The sequence below is a fragment of the Catenulispora acidiphila DSM 44928 genome (genome assembly GCF_000024025.1).
Classification (GTDB): Bacteria; Actinomycetota; Actinomycetes; order Streptomycetales; family Catenulisporaceae; genus Catenulispora; species Catenulispora acidiphila.
In genome coordinates this window covers 1,216,590-1,232,300 of the sequence record NC_013131.1, presented here as the reverse complement: position 1 = coordinate 1,232,300, position 15,711 = coordinate 1,216,590, and the positions used below count along the sequence as shown (strand labels likewise).

The following is a 15,711-nucleotide window of genomic DNA, read 5'->3' as shown; positions in this document are numbered from 1 at the left end:
TTCATCTGGCTGGTCAGCCTTCTCAGGCTGGTCAGGACTCGGAGCCGAGCCTGAGGAGCACCGCGGAGTTGGAGCCCATCAGACCCCTGCTCAGCACCAGGGCGGTGCGCGGTGCGGCGGCTCGGGCGAAACCGGTGACCAGGTCGAGGTCGTACGCGCAGCCGGAAACGTTGGGAGTAGGGGGAATCAGCCCTTGTTCCAAGCACAGGGCGGCGGATGCAGTGTCGAGCGCCGAGCCGCCGCAGTAGGCGCGTCCGATGCCCGCCTTGGGAGCGGTCACCGGGACGCGGGCGGCGTGCTTGCCCAGCACGTCCGCGAGCGCCAGCGCCTCGGCGCGGTCGGCATCGGGCACGGCGAGCGCGTCAGCGAAGACGACGTCCACTTCCTCCGGCGCGCAGTTCGCCTCGGCGAGCGCGCCGCGCATCGCGTGCGCGAGCCCGTCCCGCGATTCCGCCCAACGGGACGCGCCGGTGAAGGTCGCTCCGTGACCGGCGAGCACCGCCCTGATCCGGGCGCCCCGAGCGCGCGCGGTCGCCTCGTCTTCGAGGACGAAGAACGCTCCGCCCTCGGCGGGGGCGAATCCACTCGCCTGCTCGGTGAAGGGCAGATACGCACGCTTGGCATCGGTGGCGGTACTCAGCTCCGGATAGCCGAGCTGACACACCATCGAGTACGGAGCGATCGGCGCCTCCGCCGCGCCGACCACGACCGCGGTCGTCCCCCGAACGACATCGCGGGCAGCGTGCGCGAGCGCGTCCAGACCGCCTGCTTCGTCGCTGGCGACCACGCCGCAGGGTCCCTTGAAGCCGCCACGGATGGAGATCTGTCCGGTGCTCGCCGCGTAGAACCACGCGATGGATTGGTACGGCCCGACATGATGCGGACCCTGGCTCCACAGCTGCTGCAGCTCGCCCTGACCGAACTCGCCTCCGCCGGAGCCGGCCGCGGTGACCACGCCGATGCCGAAGGGGTCGTCCGCGTCGCGTTCGGCATCGACCGGCAGCTCGGAGTCGGCGAGCGCCAGACCGGCGGCGGCCAGCGCGTAGTGCGTGAACCGGTCGGTCGCGACAAGAATGCGCTCCTCGACGAACTGCGCGGCGTCGAATCCCTTGATCAGGCCCGCGATCCGCAGCGGGGACTGCTCGCAGCCCTCGCGGTCGATCGGAGCAAGCACGGAGGTGCCCTCGCACGTCGCCTTCCAGTACTGGTCGGTGCCGACGCCGTTGGGAGCGACGACGCCGATTCCCGTTACCGCCGCCCGCCGGCGAGCCTGGGACCTGTTCATAACGCCACCTCCTCCCGGCTGAGCACGACGGCGGACTGGAAGCCGCCGAAGCCGCTGCCGACCGAGAGCACGTGGCGCAGCGGAAGTTCGCGCGCGCTGCCCGGGACGTAGTCCAGGTCGCACTCCGGATCGGGCTCGCTGTAGTTGGCGGTCGGCGGGACGACGCCGTGGTGCAGCGCCAGCGCGCAGGCGGCGAGCTCGATCGCGCCGATGGCGCCGAGGGAATGGCCGACCATGGACTTGATGGAGCTCATCGGGGTCCGGTACGCGTGCTCGCCCAGCGAGCGCTTGACCGCGGCGGTCTCGTGGCGGTCGTTCTGCTTCGTGCCCGAGCCGTGGGCGTTGACGTAGTCCACGTCCGCGGCGTCGAGGCGGGCGTGGTCCAGAGCGCGGTCGATCGCCTGGGACATCTCCAGGCCCTCGCGGGTGAGCCCGGTCATGTGGTGGGCGTTGCCGAAGGTGGCGAATCCGCCGAGCACCGCGTAGATCTGCGCTCCCCGGCGGCGCGCCTGCTCCAGCTCCTCCAGGATCAGCACGGCGCCGCCCTCGCCGAGCACGAAGCCGTCCCGGCTCGCGTCGAAGGGCCGGGAGGCGTGCTCGGCGTCGTCGTTGCGCGCCGAGGTCGCCTTGATGGCGTCGAAGCAGGCGACGGTGATCGGCGAGATCGGCGAGTCGCAGGCTCCTGCGATCACCACGTCGGCCCGCCCCTCCTCGATCGCCAGCGCCGCGTAGCCGACGGCGTCCAGACCGGAGGTGCAGCCGGTGGAGACGGTCTGGACCGGGCCCGCGGCGCCGAAGCGCTCGGCGACCGCCGAGGCCAGGGTGCTCGGCATGAAGGCGCGCTCCAGGTGCGGCTCGGCGCGCCGGTGGTCGACGTCCCAGGCAACGCCTGCGCTGCTGACCTTGACGTAGTCCTGCTCCAGCCGGGTCGTGGCGCCGACCGCGGTGCCCAGCGAGACCGCCAGCCGCCACGGATCGGCGGCCGCCAGGTCCAGGCCGCTGTCCCGGATCGCCTCGTCCGCGGCGGCCAGGGCGAACCAGACGTAGCGGTCGTTGCGCTCGATCTCCTCGGCGGTCAGGCCGTTGGCGGCGGGGTCGAAATCGCATTCGGCGGCGATGCGCGAGCGGAAGCCCTCGGGATCGAAGAAGGTGATCCCGCGCGTGGCCGTGCGGCCCGCCGAGAGCAGGTCCCAGAACGCCCGGACGCCGGTCCCGCCGGGCGCCACGACGCCGATCCCGGTCACCGCCGCGCGACGGGTCATCGGACGGCCTCCGCGGGTTCGGGCGCGTCCGCGTGCGGCGGCTGGCCGACGTGCCGGTGGACCGGCTGCTCGATGGTCTGTTCGGCCTGCTTGATCTGTTCGGTCTGTTCGGTCTGTTCGGTCTGCTCGGTGTCCACGTGGCCGAGCTCCGGCCTCGGAGCCAGCGGACCGAGGTGGAACACCAGGCGCGCCTCGGTCGTGCCGACGTTGCGGAACCGGTGGCGCATGCCGATCGGGATCATCATGCCCTGGTCGGCGTGCAGCGGCTGCGGCACGCCGTCCAGATCGACCATCAGCTCGCCGCAGACGACGAAGACGAACTCCTCGGAGTAGGGGTGGTAGTGCTCGCCGATGCGCTCGCCCGGCTCGACGATGGCCAGTCCCATGAAGCCGCTCGTCGCGCCGACGGCGGACGGCGTGAGCATCGCCCGCAGATCACCGCCGCGGCGGCGGTTCGACGGCGCGTCGGCGACGTTGACGACAACAGGCAGGTGCGTGGTCACGACGATCTTCCCCTCGCGCTTGAGGTCACCCGGACGGACGTCGGGTGCGTTCTTCTTTTCGGGTGTGCTTGGGCGTGCTGAGGTGGCTGGGCGTTCTGGGCCGCCCTGGGGCGTGCTGGGGCGTGCTCGGGCGTGCTCAGGCGTCAGGCCTGCGGCGAGCGCCGGTCGGTGATCGTCGTCAGCTCCCAGTTCGCCATCGCCGCGCGGCGGCCGTCGTCGTCGCGCAGGTCCGGCGGCGTCCGGATCAGCCGGGCCAGCACGGCGCCGGCGCGCGGACTCATGACGCCGAGCGCCGTCGCCGGGTCCGTCGTCGCCGGCACGGTCATGTCGACCATCCGGACCACACGGTCCTCGCGCTGGAACACGGTGCTGCGCACGAGCGGGGACTTGGGGTCGTCCATCGCGGCACGGTCCTGGCGGGCCAGGAACTCGGCGATCGCCGCGCCGCAGCCCGAGCGCGCCGGGTAGGTGTAGGCGAAGCGTTGCGGCTCCGCCTTCTTGGTGGGCTTGCCGGCGCGCGCGTGGTGGTGCACGGCAGGCAGCGCCGCGCGCATGAAGAAGTCCCGGGCGGCCAGCGGGTCGTTCAGATCCCGGGCCTGCTCCAGGTAGGGGTTGATCGCCTCTTCGACCGCCCGCACCTCGGGCTGCGCGGCGACGTGGCGCAGCGCGGCGACCAGGTCGCCCATCACCTCCACCGAACGGACCACCTCGTTGCCCCGCATGAACAGCGAGGTGCGGACCAGCCGCGTGGTCTCGTCCACCTGGGACGCCGGGGAGGTGTAGCCGGCGAGGATGTCGGCGACGGTCTGCTCGCTGCCCGGCTTCACGTTGAAGGTGAGCGCGTGCCGGATGATGCCGTCCGGGCCGGGACCGAGGGCGACGGGACCGGTTCCCTTGCGCTCCCGGGGCGGCAGGACGCTGTCGACGCTCTGCGCTCCGAACGTCTCGCGGAACACTGTGAAACGCAGGGATCTGGTGTCTCGGACACACTTGCTCAAAGGCCTGACCATCTCCCGGTGCTCCGCGCTGTCCAGCCAGGACAGGAACGGCTCGGGTGCCTCCCACTCGCTGGTGATGAGCCAGCGCAGCGGGTCGTCGGTGGACTGGCAGAGCTGGTCGGTCAGGTGCCCGGGCACTGCCGAGACCTGGTAGCGCATCTGCTCGTACGCCTCAAGGAAGCTTTGCTGCTCGCCGTCATGGACGTCCAGCAGAAGGACGACTCGCAAGCGGGAGTCGGTCGGTCGGGCGCGCTCGTCGAGGACGGGAGCTGTCTGGGCCATGGGCTGTCTCACTTTCCGGTTGCCTGACACCAGATCGTTTCCGAGGTATCCGGACCGCGCGACGATTCACAGCCATCCGGGCGAAATTCGCGCAATCGTCGTGCTCGTGGTCAATTAGCCAGAGAACAGATCCCCCCGGCAACGCCAGGAATGGAGCCGCACCGTGAAGCAGCGCAGTGAGCAACGGATACCGGTACTCGTGGTCGGAGGCTCCCTCGTGGGCCTGTCCATGTCGGTGTTCCTCGGCCGCCTCGGCGTCCGGCACCTGCTGGTCGAGCGGCACGCGAGGACCTCGCACCACCCGCGTGGCCGCGGCAACAACCTGCGGACCATGGAGCTGTTCCGCGTCGCCGGAATGGAGGACGACATCCGCCGCGCCGCGTCCGTCCTGCGCGACAACCACGGCATCCTGCAAGCGCACACGCTCGCCGGCAGCGAGCAGGAGTGGCTCTTCCGGCAGATCGACCCCGGCGGCAAGACGGCCGGCTTCAGCCCGGCGTCCTGGTGCCTGTGCAGCCAGAACGACCTGGAACCGGTACTCCTGCGGCACGCGGAGAAGCTCGGCGGCGAGGTCCGCTTCGGCACCGAGCTGGTCTCGTTCGAACAGGACGACGACGGTGTCACAGCCGAACTGCTGGACCGTTCCACCGGACGCAGCAGCACGGTCCACGCGGATTATCTGGTCGCCGCCGACGGTCCGCGCAGCCCGATCCGCGAGCAGCTCGGCATCACCCAGAGCGGACGCGGCGACCTGTTCCACAACATCAGCGTCACCTTCCGCGCCGAGCAGCTCGCCCATGTGGTCGGCGACCGCCGGTTCATCGCCTGCTACCTGACCCATCCGCAGGGCGCCGGCGCGCTGCTCCCGGTAGACAACCGCGAGCACTGGGTCTTCCACGTCCCGTGGCACCCCGACCGCGGCGAGACGATCGAGGACTTCACCGACGAGCGGTGCGCGGCGCACATCCGTGCGGCCGCCGGCGTCCCCGAACTGCCGGTCGAGATCACCGGCAGGGCGCCGTGGCACGCGGCCGAGCGCGTCGCCGACCGCTATCACGACGGCCGGGTCTTCCTCACCGGCGACTCGGCGCACGAAATGCCGCCCACCGGCGCCTTCGGGTCCAACACCGGGATCCAGGACGCGCACAACCTCGCGTGGAAGCTCTCCGCGGTGTTGTCCGGCTGGGCAGGTCCCGGGCTGCTGAACACCTACGGGATCGAGCGCCAGCCGGTAGCCGTGGAGACCGCCTCGCGAGCTGCCCTGCGCTCGGCGGAGCACAGCCACCCGGGCTTCGACGCTCCCCCGGTCGGCGGTGGCGGCGGCGGCCGCTCCTCGGTGCTGCCGGTGGCGCTCGGGTACCGGTACACCTCGGGTGCGATGGTCGGCGCGGACGCGAAGGCGCCTATCGTCCCGGAACACTTCGCCGCGACCGGCGAGCCCGGGACCAGGGCTCCGCACCTGTGGCTGAATCAGGGCGAGGTGGATCAGGATACTGCGAGAATCTCCACGATCGACTTGTTCGAGCGGAGGCCGGTCCTGCTTTCCGGGAAGGACAGCGCGTGGCGCGTGGCTGCGGCATCGGCGGCCAGCGAGACGGGTGTGCCGATCAACTGCCATCGGTTCGGCGACCAGGACGGCGTCGATTGGCAGAACTCGTACGGCATCGGACCGGACGGCGCGGTGCTGGTCCGCCCGGACGGATTCGTCGCGTGGCGCTCGACGGACGGCGTCCTGGATCGCCAGTCCGAGTTGCAGGGTGTGCTGCGCGAGGTGTTGAGCCTCAGCTAGATCCCACAAGCGCCACGGTCGTTATGGTGTGCACGCACATGGCTGGCCCTCCCCTCCGGAGCTACGTTCCCCGAAACATCGGCGGGACAAGACGGAGGGGAGGCCGTGGTGAGAAGCGTGCGCATGCTGCGTGTCACACGGCGGTGGGCGGCACTATGGGCTCTGACACTGTTCGCAGCGATGGCTGTGCCGACCACGCAGGCGTCGGCGAGCGGCGGGCTCCACACCGTGAGTCCGGTGGCGGGCAGCCTGTCCGGGCACCAAATATCAGGGGTCTACGTCGCCGGGATCTCCTCCGGCGGTTACATGGCCGGGCAGTTGCAGGTCGCCTACTCCAGCCGGATCAAGGGCACCGCGGTGTTCGGCGCCGGTCCGTACTACTGCGCTGAGAACAACGCCGCCGAGGCTCTGTACGGCTGCGCGGCCAACACCTACCCGGACTATCTCAGCACCCTGGAAGCCGACGCCTCACTCTGGTCCGCCTACGGCTGGATCGACCCGATCAGCCACCTGTCCGGACGGCCGGTGTGGGTGTACCACGGTTCGCAGGACACTGCCATCGCCGCTTCCGTGAGCAAGGACGGCGCGAGCTTCTTCTCCCACTTCGGCGCACACGTCACTTCGGTCACCGGCACCGGAGCCGGGCACGCCTGGGTGACGCCGTACGGCTCCAACTCCTGCGGCACGACCGGCTCCCCGTACCTGAACAACTGCGGCACCGACCCCGAGCACGACATGCTGACCGCCCTGCTCGGCTCAGTCACCGCCGAGAACACCGGCCCACTGACCGGCACCCTGACCCGGTTCAACCAGAACGCCTACGCCCTCGGCGGTTCAGCCGGCGCCCTGGACCTGTCGAGCGCAGGGTTCTCCTACGTCCCCCACTCCTGCGCCACCGGCTCGACCTGCCGGCTCCTCGTCGCCCTCCACGGCTGCGATCAGGGCTACGACACCGTCGGCACCGCCTTCGTCGACGAGGCCAACCTCAACCAGTACGCGGACACCAACAACATGATCGTCCTCTACCCGCAAGCCACCACCGGCGCCAGCAACCCCCTAGGCTGCTGGGACTGGTGGGGCTACCTCGGCGCCACCAACTACCCGATCCAGGGCGGCGCGCAGATCGAGAGCATCATGAACATGGTGGATGCGCTCGGCGGGTGAGGCCGGTCTAATGGCTGGTTCGCCGCGGGGGGTCTGGTGGCAACCACCAGACCCCGAACCGCAGCCGGCTACCAGCTCTACCAGCTACCAGCGCTCGCCGATCTGAGGCGCGATCAGCTCGTCGTACACCTCGCGCACCGCAGCCAGATCCGCCTCGGACAGCGGCGCCACGGCCGCCGCAGCCGCGTTTCCGGCGGCCTGCTTCGGGTTGCGGGCGCCGGGGATGACCACGCTGACTCCGGGCTGGTCCACGATCCAGCGCAAGGCGAACTGCGCCATCGTGACGTCCTCGGGGACCAGTGGCGCCAGGCGGCGTACCGCCTGCAGGCCGGTGGCGAAGTCGACGCCTGAGAAGGTCTCGCCGACGTCGAAGGCTTCGCCGTGGCGGTTGTAGTTCCGGTGGTCGTTCTCGGCGAAGGTGGTGTGCTCGTCGTACTTGCCGGACAGGAGTCCGCTGGCGAGGGGGACGCGGGCGATGATGCCGACGCCGGCCTCGCGGGCGGCGGGGAGCACATCGGCGAGCGGGCCGAGGCGCAGCATGTTCAAGATGAGCTGCACGCTTGCCACGCCGGGGCGGGCGATCGCCGTCAGCGCCTCGGCGCGGGTCTCGACGCTCACGCCGTAGGCGGCGATGCGGCCTTCGTCGACCAGGGTGTCCAGTGCGTCGAAGACCTCGTCGCTGGAGTACACCGGCGTCGGCGGGCAGTGCAGCTGCACCAGATCGAGGGTGTCGACCCCCAGGTTCTTGCGGGAGCGGTCGTTCCACGCGCGGAAGTTGTCCAGCGTGTACGCCTCCGGGACCTGCGGGACTCGGCGTCCCATCTTCGTGGCGACCGTGAGGTCCGCACCGGGGCGCGACTTCAGGAACGTCCCGATCAGCTGCTCGCTCCGTCCGTCGCCGTAGACGTCGGCGGTGTCCAGGAAGGACACCCCGTCGTCCACGGCGGCGGAGAGCGTGGCCAGCGCGTCGTCCTCGGCCACCTCACCCCAGTCCGCACCCAGCTGCCACGCACCGAGACCGATCACGCCGACCTGCCGGCCGGTCCGGCCCAGGACTCGCTTTTCCATCTGACAAGGCCTTCCTCTGGCTGAGCCACTTGCACTGGCCATGCTAGCCATCCGAAGTCGTAAAACCTTGATGACGGAGCGCGAGCGCCTCGAGCCGTGAGCGGCCTACGTGAGCGGCCCACGTACGCGGACGCTGCCAGGCGGTGCTCAGACGCCGTCAGACCCGGCTCCGCGCCGTCCACAGCTCCGGGAAGATCAGCGCGTCCGCGCGCTTGGCCAGCCACGCCACCCCCGACGAGCCGCCGGTCCCGACCTTGGCGCCCATCGCGCGGCGCGTCGCCATCAGATGGTCGCCGCGCCATCGCCATATCGCCTCGGCGACGTCGGTGAGCGTCTCGCCGAGGCGGACCAGCTCCGGCTCACGCTCCGGCGCGGCGTAGATCTCGGCCCAGATCTGCTCCACCGCCGGGTCGCCCGCGTAGCGCTGAGCGAGGTCCCGGTCGAGAACTGCTTGCGGAATCGGGTAGCCGCGACGGTGCAGCAGCCGCAGCACCTCGTCGTACAGGCTCGGTTCGCCCAGCGCCTGCTTCAGCTCCGCCTGCATGCCCGGCGTGCCGGCGTGCGGCACGAGCATCGACGCCGACCGCTCGCCGAGCACGAACTCCAGCCGCCGGTACATCGCGGACTGGAAGCCCGAGCCGTCGCCCAACGCGGGGCGATAGGCGTTGAACTGCGTCGGGGTGAGGCGCGCGAGCGGCAGCCAGGAGGCGTTCAACGCCTGCAGTTCGTCCAGGCTGCGGCCGAGGGCGGTCATCGCGGTGGGCAGGTCGTCGTCACGCAGAGCCGCGCCGGCGGTCTGCCACTCGTGCACCAGGAGCTTGAACCACAACTCCATGACCTGGCTGGTCACGAGGAACGCCATCTCACCGGGATCATCGGTGCGGGTCTGTTGCAGGCCCGCCAGCGCGGAGGCCCGGATGTAATCGTCATAGGGGGTCGTGCCCCCGAGGTCGTATCGGGGCGCGAGCACGTCAGACTGCTGCGAAACGGAGGACATCGGCACATCCTTGAGAGCGGCTGCCGGGTAGCGGTCCGCCCAACCTCATCGGAGCGCCGGTCCCCTCGGACCGCTCGGCACACCGCCGGTCGGCCCGCATCCATGATGCGATGAGGATGTTCGGAACGGCAAGTGGTGCGGTTCCGCGGCGGTTCTCACCGACCCTCAGGTCAGCGGCTCGCCGCCGTCGACGCGCAGCGTAACGCCGGTGAGGAAGGGGTTGGTCATCGCGAACAGGACCGCGTCGGCGACGTCCTGCGAGGTGCCGATCCGCCGCGCCGGATTGTGGGTGCGGAAGTGGTCGAAGTACGCCTGCTTGCCCTCCTCCCCCATCGCGTCCCAAGCGCCGGTGTCGATCACGCCGGGTGCGATCGCGTTGACCCGGATCGGCGCCAGCTCCAACGCGAGGCAGCGCGTGAGGAAGTCCGCCGCGCCGTTGGTGATCGCGACGCCGAGGTAGCCGACCGCCGGCTTGAACGCCGCGACGCCGGAGAACAGCGTGAAGGAGCCGTCCTCGGCGATCTGCGGCGCGAAGTGCTTGGCGAGCATCAGCGGCCCGAGGACCTTGGTGTTCAGCGAGTTCAGGACGTCGGCGCGCTCGAGGTCGCCCAGGACGCCGCGAGCACGCGCCGAGGCGGTGCTCACGAGATGGTCGACGGGTCCCAGCGTGGCGGCAAGGCTCGCGATCGACGCGTCATCGGTGACGTCGACGCGCTCGGCGCGGAGCTTGCCCTCGTAAGCGTCGGCGAGCGCCTCGGGATTGCGTCCGGCGACGACGACCCGCGCGCCGGCCGACACCGCCGAATCCGCGATCGCGCGGGCGATGCCGCTCGATCTGCCGATGACGACGACGGTCCGATCCCGCAGTGATTCAGCCATGATTCCCACCGACCTTCTCCACGACGTCGAGCAGCACGTCGGCGACGACCGTCGGTGCGGTGAGCAGCGGAACGTGGTCCACCGCGTGCACGCTGACCGTGGCACCCATCCGCTCAGCCATGAAGCGCTGGTTCTCGACCGGGATCATGCGGTCGTTCTGGGCGATGAGGAACCAGGCAGGCACGTCCTTCCACAGCGGACGACCGACCGGAACCGTGATGCACGCAACGGAAATCGGCTGCTGCACAGCCCGCAGATACGTCTGTTCCTCGCTCGTGGCGTCCTGCGCGAAGGCCGCGGGGAACGCTTCGTCGGGGAGCCAGATCAGCCCGTGCGCGTCGGGCGCCAGCGCCGGCGCCGCCGGGTGGGGCGCGACGCGGCCGAGGATGTCGGCGACGGTCTCGCCCTCGTCCGGGGCGAGCGCCGCGACGTAGACCAGCGCGCGGACGTTCGCGGCTCGGGAGGCGGCGATGACGGCGCCGGCGTAGGCGTGTCCGGCCAGCACGACCGGTCCCTCGACGTGCTCGATGGTGCGATCCAGCGCCGCCACGTCGTCGTCGAGCGAGGTCAGCGGAAGCTGAGCGGCGATGGTACAGACGCCCGCGGATTCCAAGGCGCTGACTACCTTTTCCCAACTGGAGCCGTCTGCCCAAGCGCCGTGAGCCAGGACGACCGTGAGGTTGTCAGTGCTCATAGTCAACCCCGCCCAGGAACTCGAGAATCGCGTCGGCGATCTCCTCGACGTGGGTCTCGAGCGCGAAGTGGCCGGTGTCGAGCAGGCGCACGGTCGCGTTGGGGTTGTCGCGGCGGAAGGCTTCGGCGCCGGCCGGCAGGAAGAAGGGGTCGTTCTGTCCCCACACGGCGAGCAGCGGCGGCGTGTGCGTGCGGAAGTACTCGTGGAAGGCCGGGTACAGCTCCACGTTGCTGGTGTAGTCGCCCATCAGGTCCAGCTGGACTTCGTCGGCGCCGGGGCGCGCGAGGTAGTAGTTGTCGAGGCTGTATCCGTCCGGGGAAACCGTCGCGGACTCGGGAGTGCCGTGCGTGTACTGCCACACGGTCGTCTCCGGGGAGAGGAACTCGCGCAGCGCGTCCCGGTTGGCCTGCGACTTGTCCTGCCAGTAGGCGCGCAGCGGTGCCCAGCTGTCGCTGAGTCCTTCCTCGTAGGCATTGCCGTTCTGGGAGATGATCGCCGTGATCCGCTCCGGATGCCGGGCCGCCAGGCGCAAGCCGGTCGGCGCGCCATAGTCGAAGACGTAGACGGCATACCGGTCGAGACCGATCTCCTCGGTGAACCGGTCGATGACGTCGGTGATGTGCTCGAAGGTGTACTCGAACTCCTTGTGGTCGGGCATGTCCGACTGGCCGAAGCCCGGCAGGTCCGGAGCAATGACCCGGTACTGGCCGGCGAGCCGCGGGATCAGGTCACGGAACATGTGCCCGGCGCTCGGGTAGCCGTGGAGCAGCAGAACGGTCGGGGCATCCGCCGGTCCGGCTTCGCGGTAGAAGACCTTCAGCCCGTCGACCTGGGCGGATCGGTAGTTCACGCCGTTACTCATTTCGCATCTCCCTTGACCGCTCTTGCTGACAGGTCTCAGTCAAGCGTGCTCCGCCTAACCTGTCAAGACGAGTTTAAGGGTTAGAGGCGAAAACCTGCCGACACCAGCGCACGCCACACAGCGAGCGAGCCCGCAGCAAAAAGGGCTGCGGGCTCGCTCGCTGTCGAAAGATTCGGGCTGGTTGCGGACTCAGAGCGTGCGCGGATTGGCAGCAGGGCGGAAAAACGGCGGAGCTCCAAGCCTGAGCACACCGTTGCCTTGCCATGCGCTGCGCTTACGGCAAGCCGATCGCCCACGACCGACACCGCGTCGAGGGCGATCGTCCGGCGCGCCCAGACGTGGTCTCGCCGAGTTTTCCGTGCGCTGCGGCGGCTGCGGCTGCACCGCCTCGCCAGACCAGCTACCAATCAGCGCACGCTCTACGCCTCCGCCGTCTCACCTGCACGGTGGTAGTGCCGCCGCGCCTTCATGCGGTTTCCGCACACGGCCATCGAGCACCACTTGGCGCTGTTCGGCTTGCTCCGGTCGATCAGGAACAGCTGGCACTCGGTGTTCGCGCAGGCTCGGAGCCGGCCGGGGCTGGAGATGCGGAGCGCGTCCCAGGCCAGCACGGCTTTCGCCGCCGTGATGCGGCCTTCGGGGGCGTGCAGTGCCCAGTCGAGACCTTCGGGGGTGGCGCGCGGGGAGTAGCCGACGCCTTCCAGGAAGGGCGCGAGTGCTCGCGGGCTCTGCTCGCCGCGAACGATCGCCTGCAGGATCGGCCTCAGCTCGAGCAGGCCTCGCCACTCGCTCTCGGACTTCTCCAGTCCGTTGGCCGCCAGCCACCGTCGCGCGGACGCGAGGTCGCCGAGTTCGTCCAGCTCACGGCCGTCTATCACCGGAGTGGTGTTGAGCAGGTTCAGTAGCAGCTGCTCGTCGGCGGGCACCGCCGCCGTCATGGCCGTCGTCGACACTGTCTAACCTCCTAGCGCCCCTTGGAGGGTTATCTTCACACACTTCCCCCTAACCGGTAAAGCCCATGAAGGAAGTTATGCCGTCCCTGGGATCAGTGAAGATCAGGGATTCGTCGAGTTTCGCGATGATGATGTCGGCTGACTCGTCAGGGGTTTGACGGGAGGTGTCGAGCCACAGGCCGAGGCGCGGCGTCTCCTTCGTGAGGACGTCGCGAAGCCAGTCGAACTTGCCGTTCTCGGCGGTGTACGCGGTTTTCGCCCGCTGCCGGTCGCGGTCACGGATGACCTCGGGGGAAGGGTTCAGCACGACGAGGTGGAAGCGGTCGCACGGCACCAGACCGGGCAGTTCGTCGAGCAACGGCCCGAGGACGTTGTCGTTGAAGACAACATCGAAGCCCGCCTGCAAGTAGACGCCGGCGACTGCGAGCGAAGCCTGATAGCGCAGCCGGAGTTGCCACAACGCCTCCGCGCTTGGTTCCCGTGACATGTCGACACACCCGCTGACGACCATCGCGCGGATCGTGTCGCCATCAACAATTACGCCCCGAGCGCAGCGCTGCGCCAGCACCGCGGCGACCGTGCTCTTGCCCGACGCCGGGATCCCGGTGACGACGATCAAACGAGCCATGGATGGTAACGGTAGCGCCCGATCGGCGCAGTCCCCACACATTTTCAGCGGCTTCGCTGGTCACCGCTTCTCTGAGCCGTTATGCCGCAACGCGTTCGCCCCGGCCGGTGAGGATCGGCCGGGGCGAAGTATTGCTGAGGGACCGCTTAGGCGATGTGCTGCCCCTGCGGCACGCTCTCGCTGCGGTGCGGCACGACGGTGCCTTCGGCGGCGCCCTCGTAGCTGTCCCAGATCTTGTTCATCTGGCCCTGGTAGTACACGGTGTGCGTGCTGGCCAGGATCGCGAGCAGGATGCCCAGCCCGCCGTTGCACGTCGCCGGCAGCCCGGCGGCGACCTGCGCCTGCGAGATGCGCTTGCCGGTCCGGAAGGCGGACACGAACGGCGGAATCACCAGATACGAACCCGGAATCCAGGCGAGCACCGACAAAGCCGGGTTCACCGTGATGCGGCTGTCAAAGTCCCGAGTCTCACGGTTGACCTTGTACCACCACACGTAGTAGTAGATTCCGATCGTGATGAGCGACAGTCCCCACACACCCCAGGGCTGACGCTTCTTACCGACCGCACCTTGCGGCATCCGAATTCCTCTCCCGATTAAACGCAACACGCCCGCAGGGTTCTCCCTGTGGCGCCGAGCGATCATCGCGCAGCTCACGGGCTTCCATCCAGAGGTTCGGCGAAATTACCGGGAATTCGAAGACGGCGTCAGTCTCCGTTCAACCGCCGTTCCATAGCAACTGATTCACAACGCCCTTCAAGGAAATCATTGCGCTGATAAACAAACGCGGCTCATCGGTAGCCGTACGTCTCCCACTTTTCCAGCACCTTGTCCTGAATCTCCTTGGGCCATCCGTTGACGAAACTCCCCTTCACCGGCCGCTGCTTTTCATCGAAAAGGTCAGCCAAAAGGCAGTTGTACAGAACCTTCCCGGCTCGGTAGGAATGCGCCTCGACTTCGGAGAGGTAGACCGACAGCTGAACGTGCGGCTCGGCCGGGAAGTGCACCTCGCCGTGCTCGGGGTGAGTGCGGGTCGCGAAGGCCCACACGACGTCGTCGTTGTCGGTGATGTCGATGTCGTCCTCGACCAGCAGCACCTTCGGAACTCCGAACCCTGCCTTGCCCTGGAACACCACCTCGCCGACGCGCTGGGTGAGTTCGGCCGAGGAGATCGGCAGCGACTCGTGCCAGTCCGACCGGACGGCGACGATCAGCCAGTGCATCGCCGATTCGTAGGAGAACCAGGTCGAGGTGACCGGCAAGCCCGCCTTCCGCAGCTGGTACAGGATCTCCGCGGCATGCATCGTGCCGGTGACCGTGTGGTCCTCCTCCACCGGCGGGCCGGCGGCGACGACCGGCAGGATCGCCCCGTTCCGGTGGGTGATCGCCGAGACATGGAAGACCGGCTTCAGCGACTGCTCGATCGCGTTGTAACCGGGGTACTCGTTCATCGGCCCTTCCATGACCGTCTCGTCGAAGGCGATGTGGCCCTCGATGACGATCTCGGCGGTCGCGGGCACCATCAGATCGACGGTCTCGGCCGGCACCACCTCGAGACCCTCGCCGAACAGCGCGCCCAGGAAGTGCGACTCGTCGGCGCCCTCCGGCAACGGCATCCCGCCGACGAACGGCAAGCCGGGCTCGACGCCCAGCGCGAGCGCGATCGGCAGCGGCTTGCCCTCGGCGGCCCACTGCGCACGGATGATTCCCAGGTGCTGCGGTCCGGGAATGAGGCAGCCCAAGGTGTTCGGGCCGGCGATCATCATGCGGTTGATCGACCAGTTGGTCCAGGAACCGTCGGGCGTCTTGGCGATGTTCATGCCGTACGTCTGGATGTAGCGTCCGCCGTCGTTGCCGTGGATCAGCGGCGTGGGGAACGCGAACAGGTCGATGTCGTCCCCGAGCAGGATGTTCTCCTTGCACGGCGCGCCGTCCGCCGACACGACCTGCGGCGGTATCCCCGGCTTGTCGCGGGCGGCGACGATCGCCTCCATGATGTCCTGCCCCGGCGCGTCGGCGGGCTGGCCGAGCGCCAGCGCGATCCGGGCGTGCGGGTGCGAGGGACCGCTGAGGCCGGCGGGGGCGCCCAGCACCTGGAATCCGGTGTCCTGATAGCCGGTGATGGTGGTGAACAGCGGCGCCGGTGCGCGCAGGTCGTAGGACCGGCGGATGACCGCACCGATCTCCAGATTCCAGTCGACCTCCTCGTCGATGGTCTGAAGCTCGCCGATGAGCTCCAGTTCCGCTATGAATTCACGCAGACTGCGCAGGTGCCTCAAGGTCGGTTCCTCTCATCGCCGAGTGCTGATCAAGTCTCGTGCCGATCAACATCGGGCGTCCAAGACCCG

General features: G+C 69.0%; 15 protein-coding genes. 2 read left to right on the top strand and 13 right to left on the bottom strand.

Annotated features, from left to right (window positions below):
• Nucleotides 1–31 precede the first annotated feature (31 nt).
• The 4 genes from CACI_RS05390 to CACI_RS05375 all read right to left on the bottom strand — a co-directional run bounded on the left by CACI_RS05390 (nucleotide 32) and on the right by CACI_RS05375 (nucleotide 4,330).
• Nucleotides 32–1,285, bottom strand: coding sequence for a beta-ketoacyl synthase N-terminal-like domain-containing protein (locus tag CACI_RS05390; RefSeq protein ID WP_012785307.1), 1,254 nt, complete (start codon nucleotides 1,283–1,285; stop codon nucleotides 32–34).
• A complete protein-coding gene (locus tag CACI_RS05385) occupies nucleotides 1,282–2,547 on the bottom strand; it encodes a beta-ketoacyl-[acyl-carrier-protein] synthase family protein (protein ID WP_012785306.1) in 1,266 nt (421 codons plus the stop codon). Before CACI_RS05385 ends, CACI_RS05390 begins: the two co-directional genes overlap by 4 nt.
• Nucleotides 2,544–3,050, bottom strand: a complete 507-nt coding sequence (locus tag CACI_RS05380; RefSeq protein WP_012785305.1) for a cupin domain-containing protein — start codon at nucleotides 3,048–3,050, stop codon at nucleotides 2,544–2,546. Before CACI_RS05380 ends, CACI_RS05385 begins: the two co-directional genes overlap by 4 nt.
• A 143-nt stretch (nucleotides 3,051–3,193) precedes the next feature.
• A complete protein-coding gene (locus tag CACI_RS05375; protein WP_012785304.1) occupies nucleotides 3,194–4,330 on the bottom strand; it encodes a SchA/CurD-like domain-containing protein in 1,137 nt (378 codons plus the stop codon).
• Nucleotides 4,331–4,493: 163 nt separating this feature from the next.
• Here CACI_RS05375 and CACI_RS05370 point away from each other — a divergent pair, with 163 nt between their 5' ends.
• Both CACI_RS05370 and CACI_RS05365 read left to right on the top strand, forming a co-directional pair.
• On the top strand, nucleotides 4,494–6,119 hold the full coding sequence (locus CACI_RS05370) for an FAD-dependent oxidoreductase (protein WP_041540072.1): 1,626 nt from the start codon (nucleotides 4,494–4,496) through the stop codon (nucleotides 6,117–6,119).
• Between the two features lie 123 nt (nucleotides 6,120–6,242).
• On the top strand, nucleotides 6,243–7,283 hold the full coding sequence (locus CACI_RS05365; protein WP_041540071.1) for an extracellular catalytic domain type 2 short-chain-length polyhydroxyalkanoate depolymerase: 1,041 nt from the start codon (nucleotides 6,243–6,245) through the stop codon (nucleotides 7,281–7,283).
• Between the two features lie 84 nt (nucleotides 7,284–7,367).
• Here CACI_RS05365 and CACI_RS05360 read toward each other — a convergent pair whose 3' ends face one another.
• The 9 genes from CACI_RS05360 to CACI_RS05320 all read right to left on the bottom strand — a co-directional run bounded on the left by CACI_RS05360 (nucleotide 7,368) and on the right by CACI_RS05320 (nucleotide 15,642).
• On the bottom strand, nucleotides 7,368–8,351 hold the full coding sequence (locus tag CACI_RS05360; protein ID WP_012785301.1) for an aldo/keto reductase: 984 nt from the start codon (nucleotides 8,349–8,351) through the stop codon (nucleotides 7,368–7,370).
• 157 nt (nucleotides 8,352–8,508) lie between these two features.
• Nucleotides 8,509–9,348, bottom strand: a complete 840-nt coding sequence (locus CACI_RS05355; RefSeq protein WP_012785300.1) for a tryptophan 2,3-dioxygenase — start codon at nucleotides 9,346–9,348, stop codon at nucleotides 8,509–8,511.
• Between the two features lie 165 nt (nucleotides 9,349–9,513).
• Nucleotides 9,514–10,227: an SDR family oxidoreductase gene (locus CACI_RS05350; RefSeq protein WP_012785299.1), complete on the bottom strand. Its 714-nt coding sequence runs from the start codon at nucleotides 10,225–10,227 to the stop codon at nucleotides 9,514–9,516.
• Nucleotides 10,220–10,921 carry an alpha/beta hydrolase gene (locus CACI_RS05345; RefSeq protein WP_012785298.1) on the bottom strand — a complete coding sequence of 234 codons (702 nt, stop codon included), beginning with the start codon at nucleotides 10,919–10,921 and terminating at the stop codon, nucleotides 10,220–10,222. Before CACI_RS05345 ends, CACI_RS05350 begins: the two co-directional genes overlap by 8 nt.
• The gene (locus CACI_RS05340; RefSeq protein ID WP_012785297.1) at nucleotides 10,911–11,783 is read right to left on the bottom strand and encodes an alpha/beta fold hydrolase; all 873 of its coding nucleotides are present in this window, start codon (nucleotides 11,781–11,783) and stop codon (nucleotides 10,911–10,913) included. Before CACI_RS05340 ends, CACI_RS05345 begins: the two co-directional genes overlap by 11 nt.
• A gap of 419 nt (nucleotides 11,784–12,202) precedes the next feature.
• Nucleotides 12,203–12,736, bottom strand: coding sequence for a CGNR zinc finger domain-containing protein (locus CACI_RS05335; RefSeq protein ID WP_012785296.1), 534 nt, complete (start codon nucleotides 12,734–12,736; stop codon nucleotides 12,203–12,205).
• 49 nt (nucleotides 12,737–12,785) lie between these two features.
• Nucleotides 12,786–13,355, bottom strand: a complete 570-nt coding sequence (locus tag CACI_RS05330) for an AAA family ATPase (RefSeq protein ID WP_223297462.1) — start codon at nucleotides 13,353–13,355, stop codon at nucleotides 12,786–12,788.
• 155 nt (nucleotides 13,356–13,510) lie between these two features.
• Complete coding sequence (locus tag CACI_RS05325; protein ID WP_012785294.1) at nucleotides 13,511–13,942, bottom strand: DUF4234 domain-containing protein; 432 nt, start codon at nucleotides 13,940–13,942, stop codon at nucleotides 13,511–13,513.
• Nucleotides 13,943–14,154: 212 nt separating this feature from the next.
• Nucleotides 14,155–15,642: a UbiD family decarboxylase gene (locus CACI_RS05320; RefSeq protein ID WP_012785293.1), complete on the bottom strand. Its 1,488-nt coding sequence runs from the start codon at nucleotides 15,640–15,642 to the stop codon at nucleotides 14,155–14,157.
• Nucleotides 15,643–15,711 lie beyond the last annotated feature (69 nt).